General features: G+C 36.3%; 32 protein-coding genes. 11 read left to right on the top strand and 21 right to left on the bottom strand.

Annotated elements, in window-relative coordinates; all coding sequences use genetic code 11:
• Positions 1–71: 71 nt before the first annotated feature.
• Positions 72–716 carry a stage II sporulation protein M gene (gene spoIIM, locus ACFSCX_RS19900; protein ID WP_377930003.1) on the bottom strand — a complete coding sequence of 215 codons (645 nt, stop codon included), beginning with the start codon at positions 714–716 and terminating at the stop codon, positions 72–74.
• A gap of 149 nt (positions 717–865) precedes the next feature.
• Here spoIIM and ACFSCX_RS19895 point away from each other — a divergent pair, with 149 nt between their 5' ends.
• Complete coding sequence (locus ACFSCX_RS19895) at positions 866–1,426, top strand: GNAT family N-acetyltransferase (RefSeq protein WP_377930002.1); 561 nt, start codon at positions 866–868, stop codon at positions 1,424–1,426.
• A 154-nt stretch (positions 1,427–1,580) separates the two neighbouring features.
• Here ACFSCX_RS19895 and ACFSCX_RS19890 read toward each other — a convergent pair whose 3' ends face one another.
• The 3 genes from ACFSCX_RS19890 to ACFSCX_RS19880 form a co-directional block, all read right to left on the bottom strand.
• Positions 1,581–2,411 carry a sugar nucleotide-binding protein gene (locus tag ACFSCX_RS19890; protein ID WP_377930001.1) on the bottom strand — a complete coding sequence of 277 codons (831 nt, stop codon included), beginning with the start codon at positions 2,409–2,411 and terminating at the stop codon, positions 1,581–1,583.
• A gap of 403 nt (positions 2,412–2,814) precedes the next feature.
• Positions 2,815–3,981 carry an endonuclease Q family protein gene (locus ACFSCX_RS19885; protein WP_377930000.1) on the bottom strand — a complete coding sequence of 389 codons (1,167 nt, stop codon included), beginning with the start codon at positions 3,979–3,981 and terminating at the stop codon, positions 2,815–2,817.
• Positions 3,974–4,534, bottom strand: a complete 561-nt coding sequence (locus tag ACFSCX_RS19880; RefSeq protein ID WP_377929999.1) for an NUDIX domain-containing protein — start codon at positions 4,532–4,534, stop codon at positions 3,974–3,976. The genes ACFSCX_RS19885 and ACFSCX_RS19880 overlap by 8 nt, the downstream gene beginning before the upstream one ends.
• Positions 4,535–4,607: 73 nt before the next feature.
• Here ACFSCX_RS19880 and mciZ point away from each other — a divergent pair, with 73 nt between their 5' ends.
• The gene (gene mciZ / locus ACFSCX_RS19875) at positions 4,608–4,787 is read left to right on the top strand and encodes a Z-ring formation inhibitor MciZ (RefSeq protein ID WP_377929998.1); all 180 of its coding nucleotides are present in this window, start codon (positions 4,608–4,610) and stop codon (positions 4,785–4,787) included.
• Here the strand turns inward: mciZ and ACFSCX_RS19870 are convergent.
• Positions 4,784–5,098 carry a DUF5634 family protein gene (locus ACFSCX_RS19870; RefSeq protein ID WP_377929997.1) on the bottom strand — a complete coding sequence of 105 codons (315 nt, stop codon included), beginning with the start codon at positions 5,096–5,098 and terminating at the stop codon, positions 4,784–4,786. The genes mciZ and ACFSCX_RS19870 overlap by 4 nt on opposite strands.
• 95 nt (positions 5,099–5,193) lie before the next feature.
• Positions 5,194–5,733, bottom strand: a complete 540-nt coding sequence (locus ACFSCX_RS19865; RefSeq protein ID WP_377929996.1) for a cysteine hydrolase family protein — start codon at positions 5,731–5,733, stop codon at positions 5,194–5,196.
• Positions 5,734–5,865: 132 nt separating this feature from the next.
• Between ACFSCX_RS19865 and ACFSCX_RS19860 the strand changes: the two genes are divergently transcribed.
• On the top strand, positions 5,866–6,765 hold the full coding sequence (locus ACFSCX_RS19860; RefSeq protein ID WP_377929995.1) for an aldo/keto reductase: 900 nt from the start codon (positions 5,866–5,868) through the stop codon (positions 6,763–6,765).
• Positions 6,766–6,784: 19 nt separating this feature from the next.
• Here ACFSCX_RS19860 and ACFSCX_RS19855 read toward each other — a convergent pair whose 3' ends face one another.
• Positions 6,785–7,300: a GrpB family protein gene (locus ACFSCX_RS19855; RefSeq protein WP_377929994.1), complete on the bottom strand. Its 516-nt coding sequence runs from the start codon at positions 7,298–7,300 to the stop codon at positions 6,785–6,787.
• 97 nt (positions 7,301–7,397) lie between these two features.
• Between ACFSCX_RS19855 and ACFSCX_RS19850 the strand changes: the two genes are divergently transcribed.
• A complete protein-coding gene (locus ACFSCX_RS19850) occupies positions 7,398–8,198 on the top strand; it encodes an MBL fold metallo-hydrolase (RefSeq protein ID WP_377930037.1) in 801 nt (266 codons plus the stop codon).
• Positions 8,199–8,241: 43 nt separating this feature from the next.
• On the opposite strand, the gene murA is transcribed toward ACFSCX_RS19850, so the two are convergent.
• The 11 genes from murA to ACFSCX_RS19795 form a co-directional block, all read right to left on the bottom strand.
• On the bottom strand, positions 8,242–9,537 hold the full coding sequence (gene murA, locus ACFSCX_RS19845; protein WP_377929993.1) for a UDP-N-acetylglucosamine 1-carboxyvinyltransferase: 1,296 nt from the start codon (positions 9,535–9,537) through the stop codon (positions 8,242–8,244).
• A gap of 3 nt (positions 9,538–9,540) precedes the next feature.
• Complete coding sequence (locus tag ACFSCX_RS19840; RefSeq protein ID WP_377929992.1) at positions 9,541–10,335, bottom strand: DeoR/GlpR family DNA-binding transcription regulator; 795 nt, start codon at positions 10,333–10,335, stop codon at positions 9,541–9,543.
• 843 nt (positions 10,336–11,178) lie between these two features.
• The gene (locus ACFSCX_RS19835; protein ID WP_377929991.1) at positions 11,179–11,391 is read right to left on the bottom strand and encodes a hypothetical protein; all 213 of its coding nucleotides are present in this window, start codon (positions 11,389–11,391) and stop codon (positions 11,179–11,181) included.
• Positions 11,392–11,393: 2 nt separating this feature from the next.
• Complete coding sequence (locus ACFSCX_RS19830) at positions 11,394–11,948, bottom strand: sigma-70 family RNA polymerase sigma factor (protein WP_377929990.1); 555 nt, start codon at positions 11,946–11,948, stop codon at positions 11,394–11,396.
• Positions 11,949–12,044: 96 nt separating this feature from the next.
• The gene (locus ACFSCX_RS19825; RefSeq protein WP_377929989.1) at positions 12,045–13,085 is read right to left on the bottom strand and encodes an ABC transporter permease subunit; all 1,041 of its coding nucleotides are present in this window, start codon (positions 13,083–13,085) and stop codon (positions 12,045–12,047) included.
• Positions 13,082–14,044, bottom strand: a complete 963-nt coding sequence (locus tag ACFSCX_RS19820) for an ABC transporter permease subunit (protein ID WP_377929988.1) — start codon at positions 14,042–14,044, stop codon at positions 13,082–13,084. The genes ACFSCX_RS19825 and ACFSCX_RS19820 overlap by 4 nt, the downstream gene beginning before the upstream one ends.
• 34 nt (positions 14,045–14,078) lie before the next feature.
• A complete protein-coding gene (locus ACFSCX_RS19815; RefSeq protein WP_377929987.1) occupies positions 14,079–14,486 on the bottom strand; it encodes a hypothetical protein in 408 nt (135 codons plus the stop codon).
• Positions 14,487–14,648: 162 nt separating this feature from the next.
• Positions 14,649–14,903 (bottom strand): YqkE family protein, encoded by a 255-nt coding sequence (locus ACFSCX_RS19810; protein ID WP_377929986.1) that lies wholly within the window; start codon positions 14,901–14,903, stop codon positions 14,649–14,651.
• Positions 14,904–14,967: 64 nt separating this feature from the next.
• A complete protein-coding gene (locus ACFSCX_RS19805; protein ID WP_377929985.1) occupies positions 14,968–15,621 on the bottom strand; it encodes a CoA transferase subunit B in 654 nt (217 codons plus the stop codon).
• A gap of 16 nt (positions 15,622–15,637) precedes the next feature.
• Positions 15,638–16,327, bottom strand: a complete 690-nt coding sequence (locus tag ACFSCX_RS19800) for a CoA transferase subunit A (protein WP_377929984.1) — start codon at positions 16,325–16,327, stop codon at positions 15,638–15,640.
• Between the two features lie 45 nt (positions 16,328–16,372).
• A complete protein-coding gene (locus tag ACFSCX_RS19795; RefSeq protein WP_377929983.1) occupies positions 16,373–17,557 on the bottom strand; it encodes an acetyl-CoA C-acetyltransferase in 1,185 nt (394 codons plus the stop codon).
• Between the two features lie 155 nt (positions 17,558–17,712).
• On the opposite strand from ACFSCX_RS19795, the gene ACFSCX_RS19790 reads away from it, so the two are divergent.
• The 6 genes from ACFSCX_RS19790 (at position 17,713) to ACFSCX_RS19765 (ending at position 22,170) form a co-directional block, all read left to right on the top strand.
• Positions 17,713–18,597 carry a hydroxymethylglutaryl-CoA lyase gene (locus ACFSCX_RS19790; protein WP_377929982.1) on the top strand — a complete coding sequence of 295 codons (885 nt, stop codon included), beginning with the start codon at positions 17,713–17,715 and terminating at the stop codon, positions 18,595–18,597.
• Between the two features lie 87 nt (positions 18,598–18,684).
• A complete protein-coding gene (locus ACFSCX_RS19785; protein WP_377929981.1) occupies positions 18,685–18,825 on the top strand; it encodes a hypothetical protein in 141 nt (46 codons plus the stop codon).
• A gap of 110 nt (positions 18,826–18,935) precedes the next feature.
• On the top strand, positions 18,936–19,847 hold the full coding sequence (locus ACFSCX_RS19780) for an alpha/beta hydrolase (RefSeq protein ID WP_377929980.1): 912 nt from the start codon (positions 18,936–18,938) through the stop codon (positions 19,845–19,847).
• Between the two features lie 183 nt (positions 19,848–20,030).
• On the top strand, positions 20,031–21,488 hold the full coding sequence (gene hpaB, locus ACFSCX_RS19775; protein WP_377929979.1) for a 4-hydroxyphenylacetate 3-monooxygenase, oxygenase component: 1,458 nt from the start codon (positions 20,031–20,033) through the stop codon (positions 21,486–21,488).
• A gap of 128 nt (positions 21,489–21,616) precedes the next feature.
• The gene (locus ACFSCX_RS19770; protein ID WP_377929978.1) at positions 21,617–21,745 is read left to right on the top strand and encodes a YjcZ family sporulation protein; all 129 of its coding nucleotides are present in this window, start codon (positions 21,617–21,619) and stop codon (positions 21,743–21,745) included.
• 218 nt (positions 21,746–21,963) lie between these two features.
• On the top strand, positions 21,964–22,170 hold the full coding sequence (locus ACFSCX_RS19765) for a CDGSH iron-sulfur domain-containing protein (protein WP_377929977.1): 207 nt from the start codon (positions 21,964–21,966) through the stop codon (positions 22,168–22,170).
• A 422-nt stretch (positions 22,171–22,592) separates the two neighbouring features.
• On the opposite strand, the gene ACFSCX_RS19760 is transcribed toward ACFSCX_RS19765, so the two are convergent.
• The 3 genes from ACFSCX_RS19760 to ACFSCX_RS19750 form a co-directional block, all read right to left on the bottom strand.
• The gene (locus ACFSCX_RS19760) at positions 22,593–23,174 is read right to left on the bottom strand and encodes a hypothetical protein (protein WP_377929976.1); all 582 of its coding nucleotides are present in this window, start codon (positions 23,172–23,174) and stop codon (positions 22,593–22,595) included.
• Positions 23,175–23,259: 85 nt separating this feature from the next.
• Positions 23,260–24,087 carry a TIM barrel protein gene (locus ACFSCX_RS19755; protein WP_377929975.1) on the bottom strand — a complete coding sequence of 276 codons (828 nt, stop codon included), beginning with the start codon at positions 24,085–24,087 and terminating at the stop codon, positions 23,260–23,262.
• 94 nt (positions 24,088–24,181) lie between these two features.
• The gene (locus tag ACFSCX_RS19750) at positions 24,182–24,313 is read right to left on the bottom strand and encodes a hypothetical protein (RefSeq protein ID WP_377929974.1); all 132 of its coding nucleotides are present in this window, start codon (positions 24,311–24,313) and stop codon (positions 24,182–24,184) included.
• A 288-nt stretch (positions 24,314–24,601) separates the two neighbouring features.
• Between ACFSCX_RS19750 and ACFSCX_RS19745 the strand changes: the two genes are divergently transcribed.
• Positions 24,602–24,844 (top strand): HPr family phosphocarrier protein, encoded by a 243-nt coding sequence (locus ACFSCX_RS19745; protein ID WP_377929973.1) that lies wholly within the window; start codon positions 24,602–24,604, stop codon positions 24,842–24,844.
• The last annotated feature ends 25 nt before the right edge of the window (positions 24,845–24,869 follow it).

The raw sequence follows: 24,869 nt of genomic DNA, 5'->3' as shown, positions 1-24,869 counted from the left end.
CAAAAGAGAGAGAACTGTCAAAATAAAATCATTATAAAGTTAATTTAATATTAATTATTTGTTTATATTAATTATTTTATAATAGTTCCTATTACCTGCTTCATTAACATCGGAGAGCTATATGCTTCGAAAGCTGACGCAAAACCGACAACACAGCAAATAACAAAGGCAAGTCCTACGTACTTTGCAAATAGCTGTTTGAACGGTAAGTTTGTTCGCTTCACAAATAGTTGACCTATTAAGCGTAAAGAAAATGAAATAGCTACTGTCCCAATAATAACGAAAGCTGGTATGATGATGATATTTTGAGGTAGGACTGCTACAACAGAAAGAACAAATCCATTCCATCCTAATTGATTGACTAGAAATCCAACTGTAAATCCAACAACAATTCCTTTTAAAAACAATAGAACTAAAATTACAGGTAATCCGATAATGGATATTCCTAAAATCCACATGAGACCAATATACTTGAGCTGATGAAAGTAACTTTGCAGGAACATTTCATTTGCACTTGCAAACTCCCCTTGAGATACTTGTCCAAAAAAACGACTTAAATAAAGAAATAAATCTTGCTTTTGGCTAATGCTCATACTATTAACAACAATCGCCCCAAAAATAATGCCCATCATAAAAAGGATCGATACAAATAAGTAGATAGATGAATGTTCTTTTATATGCAGTTTAATGATATTTCTCAAAGGATGTCTCTTCATATTTCTCCCCCTAAAAACACTGTTACTGCATCTTATGAAATTTTTTCAAATCTATGACAAATTAATAGATGAAAAGTAATTCTATTATTTTTGTATTCACCATTTAATTAACTATGCTATACTCATTGAAAATGTTAGGAGGTTTGGATATGAAACCTATTCTTTTAGAATTTTCTGATCAATTTGAAACAGAGCGTTTACTCATTCGCTCACCTAAACCAGGTGACGGTAAGGCAGTTTCGGATGCTATTCGAGCATCTATGTCAGAGCTTAAGCCTTGGATGCCGTTCGCTCGTCAAGAGCAAACTGATGAACAAGTAGAGGAAAATATTAGGCAGTCGTATGTTCAGTTTTTATCACGGGAAGATCTGAGATTACTAGTTTTCCGAAAAGATACGATGGAATTTGTAGCATCGTCTGGACTTCATAGAATCGATTGGAATGTCCGGAAATTTGAAATCGGTTATTGGATTGATACACGTTATAGCGGAAATGGATACATGACAGAAGCTGTTCAAGGTATTGCCTCCTTTGCTTTTTCTGAACTACAGGCTAGAAGAGTAGAAATTCGATGTGATTCTAAAAATAGCAAAAGTCGTGCAATACCTGAAAAACTCGGTTTTGTATTAGAAGGAATACTAATAAGCAATAGTTTATCCATTGACGAAACAGAAGTCCGTGATACATGTATTTATGCAAAAGTGAAATGACCTTCTTAGATCTCTACTTGATTTACTCTTTAGCTGTAAAATGCTAAATAGACAATACAGAATGATGCTTACATAGTTATCTCAATTCAATTAACATTAATAAGGCTTAGAATATATTTTTCTAAGCCTTTTCAGATCGTGCTTTTATAATCAGTTATTTTATATTTCTAAATTGTGATTTAAGCAAACCATTTGCTCTTTGCGTATTTAATGAAGTATCTAGTAGTATATAAGGATTTACATTTGGATTTATTTCGGTTGGTTTTATCACATTTTCATCAAATCCAAAATGTCTTAGTCGATTTTTGTAAAACGTAAAATAACTTTCTTTTTGTAATGGACCTACATGTAACAATCCGTAATAATTCATGGTACTAAGCTCTAATATGGATTTGGATAAATCCTCAATATGAACAAATGTCCTATACATATTTGTAGCTGCATAAAAAAAACCTTTTTCCTTTACTTCCCTAATTATCGTTTGAGTTCGCTGTTCAATGTTCTGATTTGAATCCTTTCCATAAAGAGGTCCTGTACGAATAATTATGTGGTTTGGATGCCCCTCTTGAATCTTCTTTTCTCCTATTATTTTTGAATTTATATATGGAGCTAAAGGAGCTTCTTCAGAGATTGATATTGGTTTATCAAACTCTGTATAGTCTCCATTCCCTTTTGAAAAAACACCATCAGTAGAAATAAAAATAAGTTTCGTTTTTTTGCTTATGACTGACAGTAGATTTGTCAGACCCATGTTTATTAGGACATCCTCTTCATCCCCACTTAACAATGTCCAAACAACTACATCGGGAACATATTCTTGTAAAATTTGTACTATAGAATTTTTTTCGGTTACGTCCATTTTTAAAATAGTTGATTTACCATTTGAATATCTTGAAGTGCCAAATACTGTATAATTTAAACTTTCAGCTAAACCAAATAATGTTGAGCCTAGAAAACCAGTGGCTCCTAAAATTAGAATTCTCAAAATTCGATCCCCCATGAAGACTTCTAGAGTCATTAATTGTTTAGGAATTTAAACTAACCTTCCTTACTTTTATAAAGAAGGTTATTATATACATTCTGCATTATTAGGATATCGCCTGCTAGTTCTACTGAAAAACCCAATAATCCTATATGAAGTGATATTTTTGAAACCCTACAAATATAGATAATACCAAAGTAAACAATGACTTAGTTATTCAAATCCTTTTTACATAGATGTAAATGACTATTTCCGAGTTGCGAAAACTTCACTTAGCACTTGTAAAGAGGATAAAACCTTGTATATTCATAAAAAAAAGCTGAGATTTCCAATGTGAAAACCATAGCGTGAATGAGGATATTTACTTCCTGATTATAACCGGTAAGGTCCTTTTTGAGAGGTTCATTTAATGTATATTTACCCTTCCGTATTTTCCTCCACCACCTGCTTGAAATGTTAATGTACCATTTCTAGCTCGTATGATGGCTTCTGCAATAGCTGGTGTGAGAATGGAATGAAGCACATCAGCTGGTGCATCGTGTAGTATAGACATCTCAGTTTTAAAATAGTCTCTTAGTTTTGTCAACGTCTTCGGACCAAGTCCAGGAATAAATTCAAGTGGAACTTGATGGACGTAAGGAGGTCTGCTTGAAAGTTGACCTTCGTTTGTTTTTAATTCAAGTAGCCGATCATACACTCCTTTAACGATTTGAGAGTGGCCACATTTTGGACATGCTTCTGTTACTTTCTCTACAATAGTTAAACATTGATCACAGGTCGTTCTATGATATTTACCTAACTTTGGATCCAACCCATAATTGGTAACAATTCTCCGACCTTCTTGCTGCCTTAACGCTTTTTTCAATTCCTCAAACGTTGGTGAATTCATTTTTATCTTTTGATATTCTCTTCCTATCTTCGGTAAAGAATGTGCATCCGAATTTGTCACAAAACTATACCGATGTAGTTCAGCAATTTGGTCTGCCATTTCCGTATTGGAACTTAATCCAAGTTCGACTGCATCAATGAGTTCTGGGTCAAATACTTCTATTAAACTAGCTGTGACTCCTCTTCCATACAAGCTTTTATAGGGGGTAAAAATATGAGCGGGGATAAAGAGACCATTTAATTCACGAACCTTCCTTTGAAGATTTTTCCCCGTTTCATATATTCTTTGAGAGCTTAAGGTAATATTTTTTTGACGCTTAGACATCCAGTGGGAGAATTCCCTCATGTTTTGTATGTTTGGCAGGAATGCAAGGACATGGATCGGACCTTTACAATCTTCATCATAAATTTCCAATTCACTTCCTAGAATCAGTGTAACATTCTTGAAACGGATCCCTCCGTCTTCTAGTTCCAATACTTCGCCAGCCTGTATTAATCTCTCAAGTTCATCTAGGACCTCAGGGACATGACAATCAATAACGCCAATCATGTCCATTCCCTTCACTTCTGTTGACTCGGTTAAGATATTTTCAATTGTTAAGGATTTTGCAGCTGTTATTTTGACTGGCTTTCCAGTTAATGTTCTTCCTATATGTATATGTAAGTCTACAAAATATTCATCCATTGTTTTGGTCCATCTGCCTTTTTAGTTGTAGGTATTGGATCGCATAAGCAGTTTTAGCATCAAAAATTCTTTGCTCCTGTATATATTCTAGAGCTTCCTCTACTGTCAATTCTAACACTTCTACAAACTCATCCTCATCTAGGTCTAGTTTATGGTCTTTTTTACTTAAACCCTCAGCAACATATAGATGAACAATTTCATCTGCAAAACCTGGTGATGTGTAGAAGGAGATGAGATGAGTTAATTGTTTACATTCATAGCCAGTTTCCTCTTCTAGTTCACGTCTAGCCGTCAGTTCCGGTTCTTCACCACGTTCAAGCTTTCCAGCAGGGATTTCCACGATTGCTCTCTCAAGCGCTTTGCGATATTGTTCCACCATGACAACCTTCCCATCAACTGTAATGGGTATTACGGCAACAGCCCCGGGATGCCTTACGATTTCCCTTTTACTCTTGTTGCCATTTGGAAGGAGAACCTCTTCCAAATCAAGGTTAATAATTCTACCTTCGTATAATGTTTGTGATAAAAGAGTTTTTTCCTCAAACTTTTTCATCTCAATCGCTCCTCGTTCTAACTTAATCAAGTCCTTCATACATTCTATCATAGAACAAATGGAGGAATCGAACATGAAAATCTATTTACATAGACAAGGTATTTCTCTTGTTGGGAAGCATTGGGAAATCCAAAGAAAGTTAAAAGAGTACGGTGAGTATTATCAAACTGTTTCAGATTGGATTCATAACGAAAAAAAGAAAAGTCACGGAAAATCGAGTACTATCATTCCGTTCCCTAAAAATAACCGTTAATGCAAAACACCCTTATTAATCTGATGAAAGACTTCATCTAAAGTAGCAATTCCTTTCACTTCCTTCCCGTCATCACTTTGAATTGTCCATTCTTCATGTTCAATCGCAAGGTGTTTTTGATCATTTTTTACATACGGCTGATTAATCATGTACACCTTATCTCCTTTTCTAACCGTGTAGCCCATATAATAATGACTACCTGCACCTTCTTCTTCATAGATACCAATGTCATCTAAATCGTATTTATCCATCACACTTTCTAATGAGTGGACAAAGTAATTCATAATTTCTTCTCTTGGCGTAAAGTTCATTGTTTTTCACTCCTACTGTTTGAATTTATATGTAGTGTGCCCAACTTAAATAAATAAAAAAGTGAAACGATTTTGGTCGCTTCACTTTTCTTTTATTATTTTAATTCAGTTTTAAACACTGTCTCCATATGTTTAACAAACACATTGTGATTATTCGTAAAAGTAGCCATCTTATCTTGATGGGCAACTGTTTTATACCCTCTTGCATACGCTCCATATGCGGTCAAAAAGTTACAAATATCCGTACAAACACCTGCGAGATGTACCTTTTCGACTCCTTTTTCTTTTAACTTATCATCTAAGTTCGTGTTGAAAAAAGCATCATATTCAGGCTTAGCAATATAAATCACATTTGGGTGGTGTTTATGTTCATCAAACCATGTTTGCAGTTCACCATATAACTCTTGCCCCCATGTCCCTTTAACATTATGAGCCGGCCATAATTCAAAATGCCCATCATCTTCTGCGTGTTCATCCATGCATATAGCTACTACTTGATCACGGTGTAGAAAATCGTTTGCTGCTTCTACTATTGAAGCAACAATATCTTGTGCAGGTTTTCCAACTGTTAAATTCCCTTCATCTGAAACAAAATCATTACTCATATCAATAATTAACAATGCTTCTTTACTCAAACTACCCCTCCTCTTCCTTCATAGAAATAGAATATCACTAAAGAAATTAGATTTTCAATGATGTAGTTTAATGGAAAAGAAAATTTGGTAGAGATACAATAGAATAAAATGAAGGAAATGAGGTGTCCTAACATGAAATATCGTAACCTGGGGAATTCCAACTTACAAGTTAGTCAGATTGGCCTTGGTTGTATGTCAATTGGAACAGAGGAACAACATGCCCTTTCAATCATCGATGAAGCACTTGAGCTTGGGATCAATTACTTTGATACTGCGGATTTATATGATTTTGGCTTGAATGAAGAATATGTGGGAAAAGCGATTAAACATAAAAGAAGTAATATTATTTTGGCAACAAAGGTAGGGAATCGTAGAATTCCAGGTGAAGAAGGGTGGGTTTGGGATCCTCGTAAACAGTATATCAAGGAAGCGGTTAAGCAGAGTCTTCAAAGACTTCAAACAGATTATGTTGATTTGTATCAATTACACGGCGGGACCATTGATGATCCTATCGACGAAATAATCGAGGCTTTTGAAGAACTTAAACAAGAAGGCGTGATTCGTTATTATGGAATTTCTTCGATCCGTCCAAATGTCATAAAGGAATACATAAAGAAGTCATCCATTATAAGTGTGATGATGCAATATAGCATCCTTGACCGAAGACCAGAAGAAGAAATTATGAGCATATTAGAAGACAATCAGATAAGCTTGATTGCCAGAGGACCTGTTGCAAAAGGGATATTAACATCATCTAACTCACAATCAAATGGATATATACATTTAACGCCTGAGGAAATAAAAACAGCTTTAGAAAAAATAAAAGAACACTTTCCTGATCGTAGTGTAAACGAAATTGCCTTACAATATTGCTTATTTCCTAGAGCAGTAGGTGCCATTATTCCCGGAGCTAGTAAAAAGGATCAATTAATAGACAATGTAAGGGCCGCTCTATCAAATCCACTATCAGAGGATGATATTCACTTCATTCAAAACTTAGTACGTGCTGATATTTATCATGATCATAGATAATGTAGTGTGTAAACGGTGGTTACTTCTCCAGATACCACCGTTTTGCTTTTCCCTCTATCTCTTTTATTAAGCTGTCTTTACCCTCTACATATTTATAAGGATTTGTTTTATATTTATAGGCTAATTCGATCTTTACGTTTGCATATCTTTCCGCGTCACAAGGATGTTCAATTAAATAATCACGAAAGGCAATATGTCTCATAACCTCTTCATGACCAGTCGGAAAAATATGAACATGGTGTGTTCTCTCGTCTCCTCCTTTAGGAAAGTAACGTCGATTAGGAATTCCAAATTCCCCCCTTGGTTCATATCCTAATTCATGGAACTGATTATTTTTCTTATCAATTTCATGTAAATCCCTTGCCTCAATCAAAATATCTATGATAGGTTTGGCAGACATACCCGGTATTGACGTACTTCCAATATGATGAATCTTAACACACTCTTCTCCTAGTATACCTTCTAATTGTTTTGCTTCTTTTTCAAACTCATTTTTCCACATAGGATTGTAAGGAACTACTTGTATTGTTCTCATTATAAGCCACCTTTTTGTATAACATAATTTGTTCATATAACAGTCATACTACAATAGAAACTTAGGAAAAATGGGAGGTTTTTTTACTTTGACAAAGATGCCTATCACATCCATAACGAGTGGAGTAGGGATGGAAATCCTGTCTGATGTGTTTTGTTTACCTGTTCAAATTGTAAATCTTTGTTTGATTGGAAATCCAACTGTATCCAATGAGTTTATTCTAGTAGATGCAGGTATGCCAGATTCTCAAGAAATGATCATCAAAGCTTGTGAAAAACGTTTCGGTGAAGGATGTAAGATGAAAGCTATCGTACTTACACACGGACACTTTGATCATATTGGCGCCCTTCAAGAACTATTGAGAAAGTGGGATGTACCCGTATATGCCCATTCGCTTGAAGCTCCGTACCTGACAGGGAAGACGCATTATCCAGAGCCAAATACAGAGGCTAGTTCTGGACTCGTTGCCAAGATGTCCACATTTTTCCCTCGGCATAGTATCGACATAACTGATCACTTACAAATTATTCCTGAAGATGGCTCAATTCCCGTTTTACCAGGCTGGAAGGCGGTACATACTCCAGGGCATACACCTGGTCATATTTCCCTGTTTCGAGAAGAAGACAAGGTATTACTTGCAGGAGATGCATTTACGACAGTCGAACAAGAATCGCTATATGAAGTTCTTACTCAAAAACAAGAAATCCACGGTCCACCAGCTTATTTTACAATCGATTGGACTGCTGCTGGTGACTCAGTTAGAAAGTTAGCTGACCTTTCACCTAGTATCGCTATTACAGGACATGGACTACCGATGTCAGGTGAAGAATTGACGAGTAACTTACATTCATTATCGCAAAGATTTTATGAAACAGAAGTTCCTGATAATAGAAAGTGATCAAGCTAAATCCATTCTCTTGTTACACGAGAATGGATTTAGTTTAACGTGCATTTTCTAGTTTATTCATATTTTGAGTGTATTTTTCTGATTGTAATTCAATCTTTGCCCCAATCGTTTGAAAGGCTTCCACGACATTTCCATACCCGCGCTCAATATGCTCTACACCCCTTATCGTAGTAGTTCCTTCAGCCGCCATTCCGGCTAAGATTAAGGCTATACCTGCTCGGATATCAGATGCATGAACATTCGATCCATATAATTGCGATTTGCCTTTGATGTAAGCAACACCTGAGCGAACCTTTATATTAGCCCCCATTCTTGCTAATTGTTGAACGTGGTTAAAACGATTCGGATAGATTTTTTCAGCAATAATGCTTTTACCTTGTGCTTGTGTTAGTAATACTGTTAATGGTTGCTGGACATCTGTTGGGAATTCAGGATACATTCCTGTTCTTATCCTAGTTGCTTTTACTATTCCATTTGAGTGTGCGGTTACGGAATTCGAACTAAACTCAATATGTAGACCCATTTCTTTTAATTTTGAAAGACAAGCTTGTAAATGTTCAGGTATGATATTTTCAACTGTTACAGACCCACCTGTACATCCAACTGATATCAAGAATGCACTCGCTATCAATCGATCTGGGATTACTGTATGAGTACAACCTTTTAATGCTTTAACACCGGTAATCCGAATGGTATGAGTACCTGCACCTTTAATACTAGCTCCCATGCTATTAAGTAGAATAGCAGTATCCACCACTTCCGGATCTCGTGCTGCATTTAACAAGACCGTCTCTCCTTTTGCTAATACCGCTGCTAACATTACATTGATCGTTCCCCCGGAGGTGATTTTATCAAAAAAAATGGTTGCACCCTTTAATTCCTTTGCTTCTACCACGTAATGATTTGGATGAAAGGTAAAGGTTGCTCCCATCATTTGTAGAGCTTTAACATGTTGATCAATCGGCCTGCTAACAAAATCGTCTCCTCCTGGATACCCAACGGAAACTCTCCCATATTTCGCAAGTAATGCACCAATAAAATAATAGGCAGTTCTAAAAGATGAAGATTTCTTTGGATCAAGGATTGTCTGATTGATTTGAGTGGGGTCAACAATGACTTCCCCTGTTACATTTTGATAAATCCTCCCTCCCATCTCGTGTACAATCTTAGTAATTACTCGAATGTCAGAAATATTCGGGATCCCCAGCAAAGTTACTGGATAATCTGCCATGCATGCAGCAGCCAATAAAGCGAGTGAACTATTTTTTGATCCTGGTATTTGAATCGTACCCTGTAACCCCTTCGTTTGTTCCACCTTTAGACATTTCATCTGTTATACCTCTTTCGTGTCTTGTTTATTAGCGAACGTTACTTTAACTTTACGTCTTTGAATATGTTGTATCGTTGTCTCTGATGCTTCGATATCTGTAATCATAATGTCGATTGTTTCGATTGGAATCGATACAACAAACATTTGATGTCCCATTTTTTCATGTGGTGCTAAACAAATTCTCTGTCTTGAGACCTTTGATACTGCTCGTGTAAAGGCTGCTCCTTCAGGTGTTGCTGTACTTATACCGTTTTCTGTTATTCCTCCACCAGTTAAAAAGCATGTATCTATTGTAAACTTACTGATCATTTCAATTGCAAGTGTGTCAATAATCCCACTTGATTCAAACCTTAATCTACCTCCAATTAAATAGGAAGTAATATTCTCAAGTTTTCGAATGTCTTCAGCAATCTTGATTGAGTTTGTAATAACAGTAAACGGAAAGTCTGTCGGAAGGTGCTTAAGCATTCCATATTGGATTCCTGCTCCCCCAATAAAAACCGTATCATGATGGTTAATAAAGGAAGCTGCCTTTTTTGAAATCGCATCTTGATGTGCTGCACTTTCACCATATCGATTGGAATCTGGCATGGGTAAAGTCCTGACTTTGGGGCTTGGAGTATTTAAAATCGCCCCTCCATATGTCTTTTTCAAAAGACCTTGATCCTCCATGATGGTTAAATCTCTTCTGATTGAATCAATCGACATCTCGAACTTTTCCGAAAGGTCTTTTGCTATGACCTTTCCTTCTTTCCTAATCCATTCTAATATCTGTTGTCTACGTTCTTCTGCTAACATTTTTTAACACCTCAAAGGCCTAAATGATTTTAACATATCACTTATTTTATTCCGTTTCTTTCATGTTAGTCAAGTGTCGGTTGCGTTTTTTTTCACTTTACTTCGTTTTTATTCTGTTTTTTTGTGGAGGAATGGTTCTATTAAGTAAGCATCTATCGTAAGGTTCTGGATGCTCAAGATTTTTAGTGGTTAAGTAGACATTCATTTTTGGTGATATCTCCCCCTACATTTTCCAGACTGTTTATTAACCAAAAAAAAAAGTACTTCAGGTAGTTTCAAATCTGAGGTACGTTTGCCCTTTGTTCTACTATTTTGAAAGTGTAGCTTGGTCTTCTCGCTTCATATTCTGCAACCAATATATAGATTGTTCATCAATCAGGATCTGTGTTTCTATTTCAATACAATAACTAGGTTCAAGTAACTGAAGTTTCTTATAGACGTTACTCACATTATGTTCAAATTGGTAGAAAGATTGTTGATACTCTAAGTTCTTTGAAGGGTTTCTCGTGTTCATAGAAAGATTTGGATCCATAACTCTAAGTCAGTATTGTGCAAGTAACTACTTTTGCTATAATAAGACTCTCTTTAATACTCAATACTGCTAGTAATTTGTGATTCATAGTCAACCAAAGTAGCAGGTACACTCAATGTGGTTAATTGAATTGCAATCAACCTTGAATTTTTGCAGCCTCTTCCTTTAACTCGTATAATTCTTTAATTGTGAAGTCATTGTTCTGTATTTTGTTTAATATTTTCTTCTCGAGTAAAACCTGCGTCTTTAGGATGGAAAGGATATCACTTTGGAAATTTAACAAATCAACTCTCTGGTTATTCAGACTAGTATTAGTTGTTGAATAAAATGATAAATAGTAAACATAAAGAAACCAAACTTGCTGTTACAATTTGAATATTCCACTTTTTCCCGATAATCGTACGACCTTTATTATGTTTCGAAACATTTTTAAGTATTTTCCCTTTAAGCTTTTTATCCATATAAATATCTGTAAAGACGTGATCATTCATCGATTCTTTTAATTTCTGTAATCGATTCTCCATTATTAATCCAGCCCCTCTTCTACAAAATGAGCTCTAAGTTTCTCTTTGGCTCTTCTCATCCTTGTTCGAATTGTATCTGGACTCGTTTGAAGTAGCTCAGAGATTTCTTGAATTGAGTAATCTTCATAATAGTGTAAAATTATGACTTCTCTATATTTAATCGGTAATTTTAATACATAGAGTGACAACTGCTTTTTCTCAAATGTATCAAGTACGTGATCAAGGGGCGTCTTTTCATTTGTTTTATGTATCTTTTCGAAATGAAGTATTTTTCGGTACGCCCAGCTTTTTAAATAATCTTTACAAAGGTTTACAGTAATCTTATAAATCCAGGTTTTAATATTTGACTCTGCTCTAAATCGGTCTAAGTTTTTATAACATCTTAGAAATACCTCTTGAGTTATATCTTCGGAAATTTTCTTATCCTTTACATATGTATAAGCCAGTCTCATTACCTTTGTTCCTAGGGCATCTATCAACTCTGATAATATATCCTCCCTTTTCAGATACAATACATTCCAATCATTATATCGAATCTCATGTTTTGTTGGTTCCATATAATGCCTCCATTTTTTACCTTTAGACGATGCTGCTTTTATTTTTTGTTCAATAGCTAATCTAATCATGCCGCTTATCTATCATGAAGATCAATTTCACGATAAATCCTTGACTTTATTTAACATTGTAAAGGGTTCTTTCAAGGTATTGCTTTTTCCTTTTTTCTTCACATTTTTTGAAAACGATACCTCCTTTGGATTTTCATCGATGAGTACATTTTTTAATCCTTCTACAATAAAATTGAGAGCTAAGATTGTTAAAGCTACACAAGCAACAGGAATTAATACAAAATAAGGTCTAATAAAGAAGATTGGAAAATACTTCGCTATAAGCCCACCCCATTCATTTGTAGCAGAAAACACTTCAAATATAGGAGTCTCTGTTTTTATGTCTGCTCCAACCTCCTTCCTATCTCCACCACCTATGAAAATGCCAAGGATACCTAAATGAGCAAAAATAACTAATACTTGTCCAACTTGCTGTAGTAGCACGATAATCAGCTTTGGAAAAAAGAATGGTCTAACATGCTTGTTAAAAATGTGCCACCAACTTCCTCCCATTATTTTGGCATTCTTAATAAATTCTTTCTGATAGATTTGTCCAATTTCATCTGCAAGATAAACTGCCAATATAGGCGTTGATAACAGGGTTATAACCAATAGGGGAGCATATATCGTTGATTTTTCACCAAAACTCCATGAAAACAAAAAGACTGGCACAATTAATATAAATGTATATAAAGACAATGGGATAAAGTGAAGCCCATCAAAAAATCCTTTGACCATTGACTTTATTCTAATTGGCAGTAACATGAGTAAGAAGCCAAAGAGTAGCCCTAAAATTACCCTAGCAATACCAATAAGTACACATAATAGAATTGTGTATTTTGCACCATCTATAACCATATAAAACAAGCTATTACCAACTATATCTGTACCGAAGGGAAATTCCAGTGATGGTTGGAATGGTGCCTGTGCCATGATATCCCCCTTCTCATTGTGTAGGTATTTATAAGGAGCAGGTAGAATTTTTTCTAGAATGGTAGAGTAAAGAAAGCTTGCCACTAAGAAAAACAAGAGTATAGTTATCCCTATCATAAATAAATTGTGATGAATGAGTTGTTTTCCTATTTTCATGACTCATCCACTCCCTTCAAGGATATACGCCCGACCATGCTTTCTAGGAGGGTCATTATCAAAAAAAATGGGACAAACATAAATAACATACAAAGTGTCAATAGCTCAGGGTTACGGGCAGAATTTACATATATAAATCGAAAAAAGCCGTTAATATTTAGGATAATTTCGATCATCAACAGGTTGGATATTGTAAACCAAAAAATGGTTTTAAAGTGAAATATAAATGATGCAAAGGCATTACGGAAAATATGTTTAACTAATAACTCAAGCTTCGTAAGTCCTTTGCCTCTTGCTAGCTCAACATACAGGCTTTCATATTCATCTTCAAAGGAGAGTAATAGATACCTTGTCATATAAACGGTTGGAAGGAAGCTTAGAACTAAGAGAGGAATCATAAAGGCTTCATCTCCAAATGTACTAACCGTCTGAAATAATAAAATTCCTGTTTTTTTGTACATCCAAATCACTAAGCTTTGCAAACTGAGAATAACAAACAAATCTGGTAGCGACTCAAGAATAAAAAAACACATCTTTATTCTTTTTTTTATCTTAACGGGTAAAAGCATAATAGAATATGTAAAAATGATTGAACTTACAAAACTAACTAATATGGATAAGCTTAAATACTTTAATGAATTGACATAGAGTTCATTAAAAAAAGGAAACAGTGGTCTTTCAGAATTTCTAATGTCAATGTAGGTCATCTCTGAGTAATGGATAAACTCATGAATTGTCAATTTAATAGAATGAAAGTAATCTTGTACATTAAATGTAATGGATTGATATAAGAATAATGTATTCCGTAGTTTTCCTGAATCCAGTAAAACTTGTATTTTATATATCTTCTCTCTCATTTCCAAATCAAAAAACAGATAAGGAAACGCCCCTAAACAAAATATCCCAATTAATGCCAATACGAATTGCAAGAAGGATTTTGTGAGTTTTTTTCTTACCATAGCCTTTCCCCCTCATTAGTGATTAAATTCGAAATTATAGTTTCCGTTTAAAAGGTTGCACTTCAACTTGATCTTTGATCAAAACTTCTATAATGGTGCAGAACTTACTCCGTCCACATGACACGTCCTTGCTAATCCGTTGTTGATTCGAAAACTCATAAAATATTCCTTGCTTTTCTATATTAGATAGACTTGAAAACAGAGCGGTTCCGGTTCCTGTTAGCCGGTAAGTAGAGGTTTTGTCATAACTTCCTTCCGTAATTTGTTCCAATGATAACTCTTGAAAATATGGACTGAAATATTCGTTATTTTGTAAGTTTTCGACCAACTCAACTAAGTTGGCATCATTAAAATCATCTAACCCAACCACGTAATTTGTATGAAGTATAAGAATGATAATAGGACTTGCTATAATCAGTAAAAAAATGATTAACCTTCGCACCTTACATCCCTCCTCCTATGTAGGTAAATCATCTGTCAACACGTCTTTAGACGAGAGATAACCATTTATTTGTTCATTTTATAAGAATAAAAAAAGACCTCGACACGTTATTCGTTATCGAGGTCTATCATAGTTAGCTTCCTATTATACTAGGAGGCATGTTTATTTAAACTGTTTCCAATCTATGTTACTTTCATTTAACAATTCTTCAAATGATTTATTTTTTTCCCGAAGGCGAGCTTCCTCGCGCTTTCTGATTAGTTCTTCCTCTTGTTTACGTGCTTCTTCTTCTTTAAGAGATTTTTGTTTCTCCTTTAGTTGTTCAAAGATATCGCCTTGAAGGCGTTCTTTAAGGAGAACTTTATCGTCTTGATTATTTTTGGGTCTCACTTGCTGCTGCTTCTTTTTCTTCGCCATCACTAATTGCTCCTTTCAAACAGCGTGTTTCTCATTATAGCAGAGAGTGGCGAAAAAGTAGAGTCTAATAAGAGTTTAGCTTTACATTCTCATCTACGATTAACGGTGGCTCCGTTGAAGCTTGAACATCTTCCACACTATAGCCTTCTGCCACTTCTACTAGTTTTAAGCCATTATCTGTTACATCAATAACAGCCCGATCTGTAATAATACGATTAACGACACCTTTACCTGTTAGAGGGAGTGAACACTCTTTGAGAATTTTTGGAGCACCGTCACGATTTACATGATCCATAATCACGATGATCTTTTGGACACCATGAACGAGGTCCATCGCCCCGCCCATTCCTTTAATCATCTTACCAGGTATCATCCAGTTTGCTAAATCACCTGATTCTGAAACTTCCATTCCACCAAGGATGGCGATATTGATATGCCCACCACGTATCATTGCAAACGATTCGGCGCTATTAAAATAAGCAGCTCCTGGAATAGCTGTAACTGTTTCTTTTCCTGCATTTATTAAATCAGCTTCTACCTCATCTTCTGCAGGATAAGGTCCAATTCCAAGTAACCCATTTTCCGACTGAAGGACAACTTGTTTATTATCAGATATGAAATTTGCTACTAGTGTCGGCATCCCAATTCCTAAGTTAACATAAAAGCCATTTTCAATTTCTCGTTCTGCACGTTTTGCGATTTTTTCACGTGTATTCATGTTGGTCCCTCCCTTCTTAGTTTTTCACCGTTAAGCGTTCAATTCGTTTATCTTGTTGACCGATAATAAGACCTTGAACGTAAATACTTGGTGTATGAATATGGTCTGGATTTAGGTCACCTATCTCGTAAAGCTCCTCAACTTCTGCAATCGTTACTTTTCCTGCAGCAGCAATCATAGGATTAAAATTTCGTGCGGTTTTGTTATAAATTAAATTTCCCATCTTATCAGCCTTCCAAGCTCTAACTAGGCTAAAGTCTGCTGTGTACGCTTCTTCCAGCAAGTATTCCTTACCATTAAAAACTCTCAATTCTTTTCCCTCTGCAACTGGTGTTCCTACCCCAGCCGGTGTATAAAAAGCAGGAATCCCTGCTCCTCCCGCGCGAATTTTCTCCGCAAGTGTTCCTTGTGGTACAAGCTCCACCTCAATCTCTCCTGAAAGGACTTGTCTTTCAAATTCTTTATTTTCTCCAACATAAGAACCGATCATCTTTTTAATTTGCTTATTTTTTAACAGTAAGCCTAGACCCCAATCATCTACTCCACAATTGTTTGAAATAACCGTCAAATCTTTCACACCTGTATCCACTAATGCAAGAATTAAGTTTTCTGGTATTCCACAAAGACCAAAGCCACCAACCATAATCGTTGCGCCGTCTTGAATTTCTTTCACAGCTTCAGCAAAAGACGTATACATTTGCTTCATGCTTTCACTCCCTCTCCCCTGTAAACGCTTACTTTATTTTGATTTCTATACGTTTTCAACAATGGTAGCTACCCCTTGACCGCCACCAATACATAAAGTCGCTAGACCTGTTTTTGAATTACGTCTTTTCATCTCATGAATAAGTGTGACAAGTACTCTAGCTCCACTTGCTCCTATTGGATGTCCAAGTGCAATTGCCCCGCCATTAACATTTAGGATTTCCTGATTGAGTTGTAGCTCACGACCTACTGCTAGTGATTGGGCTGCGAACGCTTCGTTTGCTTCAATTAACTCAATATCGGAAAGATTCAGCTTTGATTTTTCCAACACACGCTTAACAGCTGGAACTGGCCCAATTCCCATCGTAGAAGGGTCTACCCCAGCACTTGCATTTGCTCTAATAGTCACAAGCGGCTGAATGCCAAGTTCATTTGCTTTTTCCTTACTCATCACCACAACTACCGCTGCTCCATCATTAATACCCGAAGCGTTTCCAGCTGTTACAGAACCATCCTTTTTAAACGCTGGACGTAAGCCTCCTAATTTTTCAACCGTTGTGTTTGCCTTTGGATATTCATCTGTATCAAAGATAATCGTTTCTTTTCTTGTTTTAATTTCTACTGGCACAATTTCATCTTTAAACTTTCCTGATTCGATTGCAGCCACTGCTTTTTGCTGGCTTAAAGCCGAAAACTGATCTTGTTCCTCTCTCGTAAGCTCATACTTATCACATAAATTTTCTGCTGTTATTCCCATGTGATAGTCATTAAATGCACACCAAAGTCCATCTTGAATCATGCTATCTTTTAATTTTTGATCTCCCATTTTAAATCCATCTCTTGCACCTTGCAGAAGATAAGGCGCTTGACTCATATTCTCCATTCCACCTGCTACTACAACCTCTGCATCCCCTGACAGAATGGCTTGAGTAGCTAGATGAACAGCCTTTAATCCAGAACCACATACTTTATTAATGGTCATGGATGATGTTTCAATTGGCAGTCCTGCCTCTATTGCAGCTTGCCTTGCCGGATTTTGACCTAATCCAGCTTGTAGGACGTTCCCCATGATTACTTCATCTACTTGGTTTTTGTCTAGGCCGATGCGGTTTAACGCTTCCTTTATCACGGTTGCACCTAAGGTTGTGGCCTTTACAGATGCTAATGACCCATTAAAATTCCCAATTGCTGTACGCACTGCGCTAACGATTACTACTTCTCTTGAACTCATATGTTGTCCTCCTTTTCAGCCATTCAATATCTATAAATACTTCTCTTTTCTTTGCAAAATTCCTTTAATTTTGTCAATTTTTCTATTATTCTTGCTTTATAGTTAACTGATTCACTAGAATAGATATGATGAAGATTTCATAGTGGAGGGGTTCGATGAACTTACCAAAAGAAGTGACCATCATTGAGGTTGGTCCTCGGGATGGTTTACAAAATGATCAAAATCTGGTGCCTACACCTGTAAAAATTCAATTTATCCAGTCATTGAAGGATGCTGGCATTAAGGAAATGGAGTTAACCTCTTTTGTATCCCCGAAATGGGTACCTCAAATGCAGGATGCAATGGAGATTGTTGAGGCTATTTCTGATCATACACGCAATATTGTCTTAACACCTAATCGCAAAGGGGTCGACCGTGCATTAGAAGCGAACTGTCGGGCTGTTGCTGTCTTTGTAGGTGTTAGCAATACGTTTAATCAAAAAAATATTAATAAATCAACCGAGGAAAGTCTTCAAGAATTGAAGCCAATTATTGCTGATCTTAAAGATAAAGGTGTATTTGTTCGCGCTTGCATTTCTACATCATTTTATTGCCCGTATGAGGGCAAAATAGAAATGGACGATGTGTTACAATTATGTACTCGATTTGCTCAGTATGGTGTTGATGAACTTAGTGTTGCGGATACAATCGGAATGGCTAATCCAAAAGAAGCTTTCCAATTATTTTCAACGCTACTACGCCATTTCAATGACACACTGGTAACGGCTCATTTCCATGACACCCGAGGAATGGCCCTTGCAAATGTCCTGGCGTCACTTCAAGCAGGGATTACAAGATTTGATACTTCTGCCGGAGGCTTAGGTGGTTGTCCTTTTGCAAAAGGAGCAACTGGTAACGTTGCAACAGAGGACGTGGTGTTTATGCTAAACCAAATGGGTATTGAGACAGGCATTCACCTGGATGGTGTAAAAAAGGCAGTTAATATCATACGACCACACATCTCTAAACCAATCGAGAGTAAATACGACCGACTAAACTAGCCACTCAAATTGGCTAGTTTTTTACATATGATTCGTATGATTGGGAATCTTATATAAAGCAAAAATATGTATAAAGGCGGTGCAACAATGGGAAGATCTGAAAAATCTAAGCAAAAAGGACAGAAGGGACAGCCTTCCAATGAGGCAATTAATACAAAGAACGTAATGGCTGCTGAAGAAATGGATAAAGCCATCCATCCTACTGGACGTCAAAACTCTCCGCAATAAAGTCGGAGAACCAATAAGAAGCATACCTAAAAATAGGTGTGCTTTTTTTAATTTTCCCGCAAGGCGTGATAAACTATGGAAGAATCATTTGTATGAATTGGAGGAAACATATGAGGAAGCTGTTTATCGGATTAGGAGTTGTATTTGCCTATATCATTTCAATTGGCCTTTTCTTTAGTAATCGGACCATGTACATAAAAAAGAAACCGTATGAAACGATATATGACAGAGAAGTGAAAGAGAATAGGTTTGTTCCTGAGGATTATGACAAACTAAAGAAGGAGGATTTTGTTCTTTCTTCTCCTTTCGGATATCAAATTAAAGGTACATTTGTCCCAAGTAAGATTGAATCCAATCGATATATTATTCTCTGTCATGGTGTGACGATGAACCGAGTTAACTCGATTAAATATATGTATTTATTTCATAACCGTGACTGGAACGTCATCATGTACGATCACAGGAGACATGGTGAAACAGGTGGACGTACAACAAGCTATGGTCACTATGAAAAATTCGATCTTCAGGCTGTAGTTCACTGGGCAAAGAATAGATTTGGGGACGATATTACACTCGGGATTCACGGTGAATCCATGGGTGCTGTTACCTTGCTTTTATACGCAGGGCTGCTTGAAGATGAAGCAGATTTTTATATTGCCGATTGTCCATTTTCTGATTTCGAAGAGCAGCTTGCTTATTTATTAAAGAAAGACTTTAAGCTTCCCAAACAGGCAGTCTTACCATTTGGTAAAGCCTTTATAAAAATTCGAGATAAATATTCACTAAAAGACGTCTCTCCTATTTCTTGTATTGAGAATATCAAAAATCCTATTCTATTTATACACAGTAAAGAAGACGACTACATTTTACCTAATATGTCAGAGAAACTCTATGAGAAAAAAAGAGGCGCAAAAAAATTATTTATTGCTCCGAAAGGATCTCATGCGTATTCATTAGGTTCTAATAAAGAAATGTACGAAAATATAGTAGATGAGTTTCTAAAGGAACACCATTTTAGTTGATGTTTCTCAACAAACAATCAAGACAGTTACTGGTTATACTTAATATTGGCTTTTAGGATCTATTCTCTCCCATAGAAACTTCCTTATAAGGGAAGTTTTTTTATGATCCTTACTCCACTAAATCCTGTAAACATGAACTCTCTTTATGCATAGGTTAAGAAAGGAAGAAAATGAGGTGAGTTTATGTCTGTAATTTCGGGCCAAGAGTATATACACAGAATTAATCAACTTAACACCAACACGTGGATTGATGGAGAAAAAGTAACTGGTAAAATTTCAGAACATCCTGCCTTTAAGGGAATTATGAAAAGTCAAGCAGAGTTATATGATCTCCAGGTTCATCCGAATTATAGTAGCAAAATGACCTATTCTTCACCGTTGACAGGAAATCGTGTTGGCGTTTCATATTTAATTCCGAAATCAAAGGAAGATTTATCATGTAGAAGATCCATGATTATGGAGTGGGCAGCTCTTTCAGGAGGCTGTATGGGAAGATCTCCTGACTATATGAATACAGCCTTAATGACCTTCGCCGCTTCTAAAGGACTGTTTGGGGATCATAATCCTAAATGGGAAGAAAATATATGGAATTTTTATGAAATGGCACGTGAACAGGATTTATCGTTTACACATACTTTTTTGAATCCTCAAGTAAACCGCTCTCCGTATTATTTTGAAGAATTCGAAGATGAGATTATTGCTGCTCAAGTTATTGATCAAAATGAAGAAGGAATTGTGATAAAAGGTGCTAGACTCCTTGCAACCCAAGGAGGAATTACTGACGAAATTATCGTCTTCCCTTCAGGCGGAGGACTAAATAGTCATAGCATGTCCTATGCTTTCTCTATACCTAGTAATACAAAGGGATTGAAATTTATTTGTCGAGAATCATTTTCTTATCGCGAATCTCCTTTTGATCATCCACTAGCTTCTCGGTTTGACGAGGTTGATGCCATCGTCGTGTTCGATCATGTGCTCGTTCCATGGAATCGTATCTTCTTCCACAATGATTTGACGATTGTTGGTAAACTATATAGTGAAAGTAGCTTCTTTCCTCTCGTGTTACATCAAGTTACAACAAGAAGACAAACGAAGCTTGAATTTCTTGTTGGCCTTGCCCAAACGTTAATCGATAGTATACACATTGGGGAGTATGAGCATGTTCAAGGAAAAATGAGTGAGATCATTATTGGTCTTGAAACCATAAAATCTCTACTAGACTCCTCTGAATTACATGCTAAAGTAGACCGCTTCGGCACTTTTATACCTGACATAAATCCTTTATATGTAGCAACAACCATTTTCCCAACACTTTATCCAAGATACACAGAAATACTTCAGCTATTAGGAGCAAGTGGTCTTGTTTCAATTCCAACCGAAAAAGATTTCACCTCTGTAAACAAGCGTGATCTAGAGCGCTATTTACAATCGACTTCACTTCCAGCAAAAGAAAGAGTACAGCTCTTCAGGCTTGCTTGGGACTTTTCCATGAGTGCCTTTGGGTCTAGACAAACGTTGTATGAACGCTTTTTCTTTGGTGATCCAGTTCGCCTAAGAAATAATCTCTATAAAAGCTATGAGCGAAGTCATTGTGTAAAAAGAGTAAAGGACTTCCTAGGAAGTGAAAAGATAGATGAATAGACTGATAACCATTTCTCCCTTTCATGTGTTTTTGTCCATTACAAACTAATCTTCCTTATCATATTGTATTAGTGGATAATACGTAAAATTGTATTATCTAAAATTTATAGTCAAGGAGCGTGTTATATATGGGTTATGGATATGGTGGTAACGTAGCAGGTGCTGGCTATGGCGGCAATAGCTATGGTAACAGCTTCGTGCTAATCGTTGTATTGTTTATCCTTTTAATTATCGTTGGCGCAGCTTTCGTACACTAATTAAAAGTTTGGTTTAACCGTCATGATGTTTGCCTCCTTTGATAACCAGCTTCCCGCCCTGAAGCTGGTTTTTTTCGTTTGGTGATTTTTCAATCACTTTTATGCCTATGCCTGCTGATTCCCTAACAGCCATTATTTTTTTATAACACCCTAGTATTTGAATTTTTATCCATTTCCTTTTACTATGAACATAAGTCTTATATAGGAGGAGATCAACTATGTCAAAGGTTCAAATCAAAATTATGGATAATGGTCCTTACCGTGTTACTGGGGATGTAGAGCTTATTGATGCCGAAGGGAATGTGTTTGAGGCAAAACCAGCTTTTTCGTTATGCCGCTGTACAAAATCATCAAAGCTTCCTTATTGTGATGGAACACATAAAGGACAATTTGTTTCCTGTGTCCGCGCTGAGAAGGGTGACTGATAAGCGAAAGGTTTAGAGTGCTTGATAGTTAGGATGCCCAGGCTAAAACCGAAGCGTCCGAGTCCATTCCCTTGCTGACTACATTCTGTAGTCGAACAGAAGGCTCAGGGCGTTTCGTTTAGCCTCAGGCAGAGCATTGAAAAAGGGCGCTTTCCCCTTTTACTCATTTAGGGTTACCCCACTCCAACTGGCGGTTAAAAAACAAAACCGAGTTGGAGTCCGATTGGTTCAACTAATCATCAGAAAAATTCACTGATGGTTAGTTGAACTGTATCTGACCTCGATTAGGTTGAAATGGCAAAGATCGTCGCCATTTCACCTTGGTTGGGCGCTGGAGCGCTGATTACTAAGCACACCCGTAATAAGATACAATCCAACACTTATAATTTCTTATCTTTTTAAAAAAATCAGTAGCTGTTTACCTAGCTACTGATTTCTTGAAATACACTTATTGTCCAGCTTGCCATGTGTTTCCCATCTCCTGTTACAGTTACCTTCCACTTACCGCTCTGACTAAATGTAACAGGGGACCACTCATAAACGCTTGCAAATTGTATTTGTTCCTTAACTGCTTTTGACATTTCATTTTGAACCAAGTGGAACTTCCCGTTTGACTCTATAACCGTACCGCTCGGGCTTGTAAGAGAAATAGTAACCTTCTCTACATCAATACTGTCCCAAAAAACAAGGTGTATACTAGTCTCTTTATGTTCTCTATAAATGTCCATCTCGTTTAGTATATATCCTACTGTTCCAATTTCTCCATCAATTAAGTACTTTTCTCCAGCTGCTCTTACTTCAATAAATGGAGGCTGATACGTTACATAGGTATAAACTCCAAAGCTAACCAAAAGTACACCTATTGTTATTAATGATCCAATAATTCGTTTAAACCCCTTCTCTGTAAAACCTGACATGAGCTCCACATATGGGAAATATCGATCTATAAAAATAAATAGCAAACCTGTTAGCAATAAAATAAGACCTGTTATAATATGAGCCATTACACCCCTCCTGTTTGCAGCTTACTTATATGTACGTTAGATTGTCGAAAAAGTTTCTACATAGAGGCAAGACGAAAGGAATCTATTAAGAAGATTCTTGTTTTATCAGATTTCTAACCCATTCTATCCCCTCTTCTACAAATCTTTTAGTTGGCTTCGAATGAGGAGTGTGTTCAAATACGAAAAATATACCCTTACTCGCTATTAATGTGGTTATTATTTCTCTTACTTTAAAATGAGTGTCGTCCTCTTCATGTGATGGATGAACTGGAGCCCAAATATATTTATATGCATGAAACTCAACATTATGCAAATGAACGACTTTAATGAATTCCCTCCATTTTGATATATAATGCAAGGCTCGATCTCCAACTGCCATCAAGTAGTCACCAATATCAATACATAACTTCACATTATATTTTCTCCATTCCTCGAACGGAAATTGGTGCAGTGCTTCTATTCCAACCGATGATCGATTAAAGCCTAGCTTTGGTTCACAAATAATTGGAAGGTTATACTTTTCTTGAAGGGTTGCTAGCTTTTCTAGGCCAGCTTTTATTTGTTTGAAGTAGCTCCCCTCCCCTTGTTCTTTAAAATAGGGGAAGTGCACAAGTATATACGCTGCATTTAATTCAGCCATTCTTTTCACTTCTTCCTCAAATTGCTTCCAGGCCCTTTCGGGATCATAATGCACCTTTTCTAATAAATCATATTTACTTTGATTTCGATATAATGGAGAGTGCAATCCGAACGTCATCTTCCTAGATTCTTTTGCTTCTAAGAAGCTTTGGAATGCTTCTTCATCTTGAAATTCCCCTATTTCAATGTGCTCTATGTAATCTAAAAATAACTCTGTATATTTGCTTGGGTCTGACATAATCACACTTCCTGAAATACCAATTGCATGTGACACATTCCCCATCTCCTTATTCTTCCAGTCGGTTTTTGTTTTTGTCTACATTATACATATAAAAAACCATGGGGTTACCCATGGATTATATAATCAATTATAAATTATGTTCAGTTGTTATGACTACTTCTTCCTGCTTCTTTGCTGAATCTGTACTAGTTTCAGCTAACCCAATAAAGATGGCTATTGCAACAAAGCCTATTAACATTTTGGCTACCCTTTTCCTCATTTATCCACCTCCTATTCTCATCATAGTATATTTTGATAGAGAATTTCAAATCTCATCTATTAAATGGATTGTTTTCCTTCTTTATACCCATTTTATCGCTACTTTACACACTTCTTTTTTCATTTGACCTTTGGTTTTTATATTTTTTATTACTAGTTTTTCGACTTTACTATGTTCTTTTTCCAAGCAACTTTTTTGATGAATTTTTCCCATTTCCGCTTGTTTATTGGATCGTACTCCTTCTATACTTAACTATATACATTTGAATGTTAGAGAGGAGTTATCCAAATGAATGTTACTGTACTAAAGCCGGTTTTTGCTGAAGCAGCAAGTCAGCTTGTAGCAACAACAAACACTTTTCCTGGAACCGTCCTTTTGAAGAAAGAGCATTGGGTAGTCGATGCTAAAAGTTTACTTGGAATTTTGGCTTTGTCCCTGCAGCCTGGGCAAGAGGTAGAAATTGAATCAGAGGAAAATCCTGAAGCAATTGAAGCTATTTTATCAATTGGACTTTTTGAGGAGAAAAAATAGGAATGGTTAGGGTGAGATGCTCTCT

Source organism: Bacillus salitolerans (assembly GCF_042680805.1).
Lineage (GTDB): Bacteria > Bacillota > Bacilli > Bacillales > SA4 > Bacillus_CJ > Bacillus_CJ salitolerans.
The sequence above is the reverse complement of the archived record's forward strand: the minus strand, read 5'-3'. Positions and strand labels throughout refer to the sequence as shown.

Bases quoted from the DNA above. Each gene is read 5' to 3' on its own strand.
- ACFSCX_RS19850 (WP_377930037.1), top strand. From the start codon at position 7,398: ATGCCTATCACATCCATAACGAGTGGAGTAGGGATGGAAATCCTGTCT.
- ACFSCX_RS19860 (WP_377929995.1), top strand. From the start codon at position 5,866: ATGAAATATCGTAACCTGGGGAATTCCAACTTACAAGTTAGTCAGATT.
- ACFSCX_RS19810 (WP_377929986.1), bottom strand. From the start codon at position 14,903: ATGGCGAAGAAAAAGAAGCAGCAGCAAGTGAGACCCAAAAATAATCAA.
- ACFSCX_RS19785 (WP_377929981.1), top strand. From the start codon at position 18,685: ATGGGAAGATCTGAAAAATCTAAGCAAAAAGGACAGAAGGGACAGCCT.
- ACFSCX_RS19750 (WP_377929974.1), bottom strand. From the start codon at position 24,313: ATGAGGAAAAGGGTAGCCAAAATGTTAATAGGCTTTGTTGCAATAGCC.
- ACFSCX_RS19745 (WP_377929973.1), top strand. From the start codon at position 24,602: ATGAATGTTACTGTACTAAAGCCGGTTTTTGCTGAAGCAGCAAGTCAG.
- ACFSCX_RS19800 (WP_377929984.1), bottom strand. From the start codon at position 16,327: ATGAAGCAAATGTATACGTCTTTTGCTGAAGCTGTGAAAGAAATTCAA.
- ACFSCX_RS19820 (WP_377929988.1), bottom strand. From the start codon at position 14,044: ATGGTAAGAAAAAAACTCACAAAATCCTTCTTGCAATTCGTATTGGCA.
- ACFSCX_RS19895 (WP_377930002.1), top strand. From the start codon at position 866: ATGAAACCTATTCTTTTAGAATTTTCTGATCAATTTGAAACAGAGCGT.
- mciZ (WP_377929998.1), top strand. From the start codon at position 4,608: ATGAAAATCTATTTACATAGACAAGGTATTTCTCTTGTTGGGAAGCAT.
- ACFSCX_RS19805 (WP_377929985.1), bottom strand. From the start codon at position 15,621: ATGAATACACGTGAAAAAATCGCAAAACGTGCAGAACGAGAAATTGAA.
- murA (WP_377929993.1), bottom strand. From the start codon at position 9,537: ATGAAATGTCTAAAGGTGGAACAAACGAAGGGGTTACAGGGTACGATT.
- ACFSCX_RS19830 (WP_377929990.1), bottom strand. From the start codon at position 11,948: ATGGAACCAACAAAACATGAGATTCGATATAATGATTGGAATGTATTG.
- ACFSCX_RS19885 (WP_377930000.1), bottom strand. From the start codon at position 3,981: ATGGATGAATATTTTGTAGACTTACATATACATATAGGAAGAACATTA.
- ACFSCX_RS19790 (WP_377929982.1), top strand. From the start codon at position 17,713: ATGAACTTACCAAAAGAAGTGACCATCATTGAGGTTGGTCCTCGGGAT.
- ACFSCX_RS19880 (WP_377929999.1), bottom strand. From the start codon at position 4,534: ATGAAAAAGTTTGAGGAAAAAACTCTTTTATCACAAACATTATACGAA.
- ACFSCX_RS19780 (WP_377929980.1), top strand. From the start codon at position 18,936: ATGAGGAAGCTGTTTATCGGATTAGGAGTTGTATTTGCCTATATCATT.
- hpaB (WP_377929979.1), top strand. From the start codon at position 20,031: ATGTCTGTAATTTCGGGCCAAGAGTATATACACAGAATTAATCAACTT.
- ACFSCX_RS19825 (WP_377929989.1), bottom strand. From the start codon at position 13,085: ATGAAAATAGGAAAACAACTCATTCATCACAATTTATTTATGATAGGG.
- ACFSCX_RS19795 (WP_377929983.1), bottom strand. From the start codon at position 17,557: ATGAGTTCAAGAGAAGTAGTAATCGTTAGCGCAGTGCGTACAGCAATT.
- ACFSCX_RS19855 (WP_377929994.1), bottom strand. From the start codon at position 7,300: ATGAGAACAATACAAGTAGTTCCTTACAATCCTATGTGGAAAAATGAG.
- ACFSCX_RS19840 (WP_377929992.1), bottom strand. From the start codon at position 10,335: ATGTTAGCAGAAGAACGTAGACAACAGATATTAGAATGGATTAGGAAA.
- ACFSCX_RS19835 (WP_377929991.1), bottom strand. From the start codon at position 11,391: ATGGAGAATCGATTACAGAAATTAAAAGAATCGATGAATGATCACGTC.
- ACFSCX_RS19760 (WP_377929976.1), bottom strand. From the start codon at position 23,174: ATGGCTCATATTATAACAGGTCTTATTTTATTGCTAACAGGTTTGCTA.
- ACFSCX_RS19870 (WP_377929997.1), bottom strand. From the start codon at position 5,098: ATGAACTTTACGCCAAGAGAAGAAATTATGAATTACTTTGTCCACTCA.
- ACFSCX_RS19770 (WP_377929978.1), top strand. From the start codon at position 21,617: ATGGGTTATGGATATGGTGGTAACGTAGCAGGTGCTGGCTATGGCGGC.
- spoIIM (WP_377930003.1), bottom strand. From the start codon at position 716: ATGAAGAGACATCCTTTGAGAAATATCATTAAACTGCATATAAAAGAA.
- ACFSCX_RS19765 (WP_377929977.1), top strand. From the start codon at position 21,964: ATGTCAAAGGTTCAAATCAAAATTATGGATAATGGTCCTTACCGTGTT.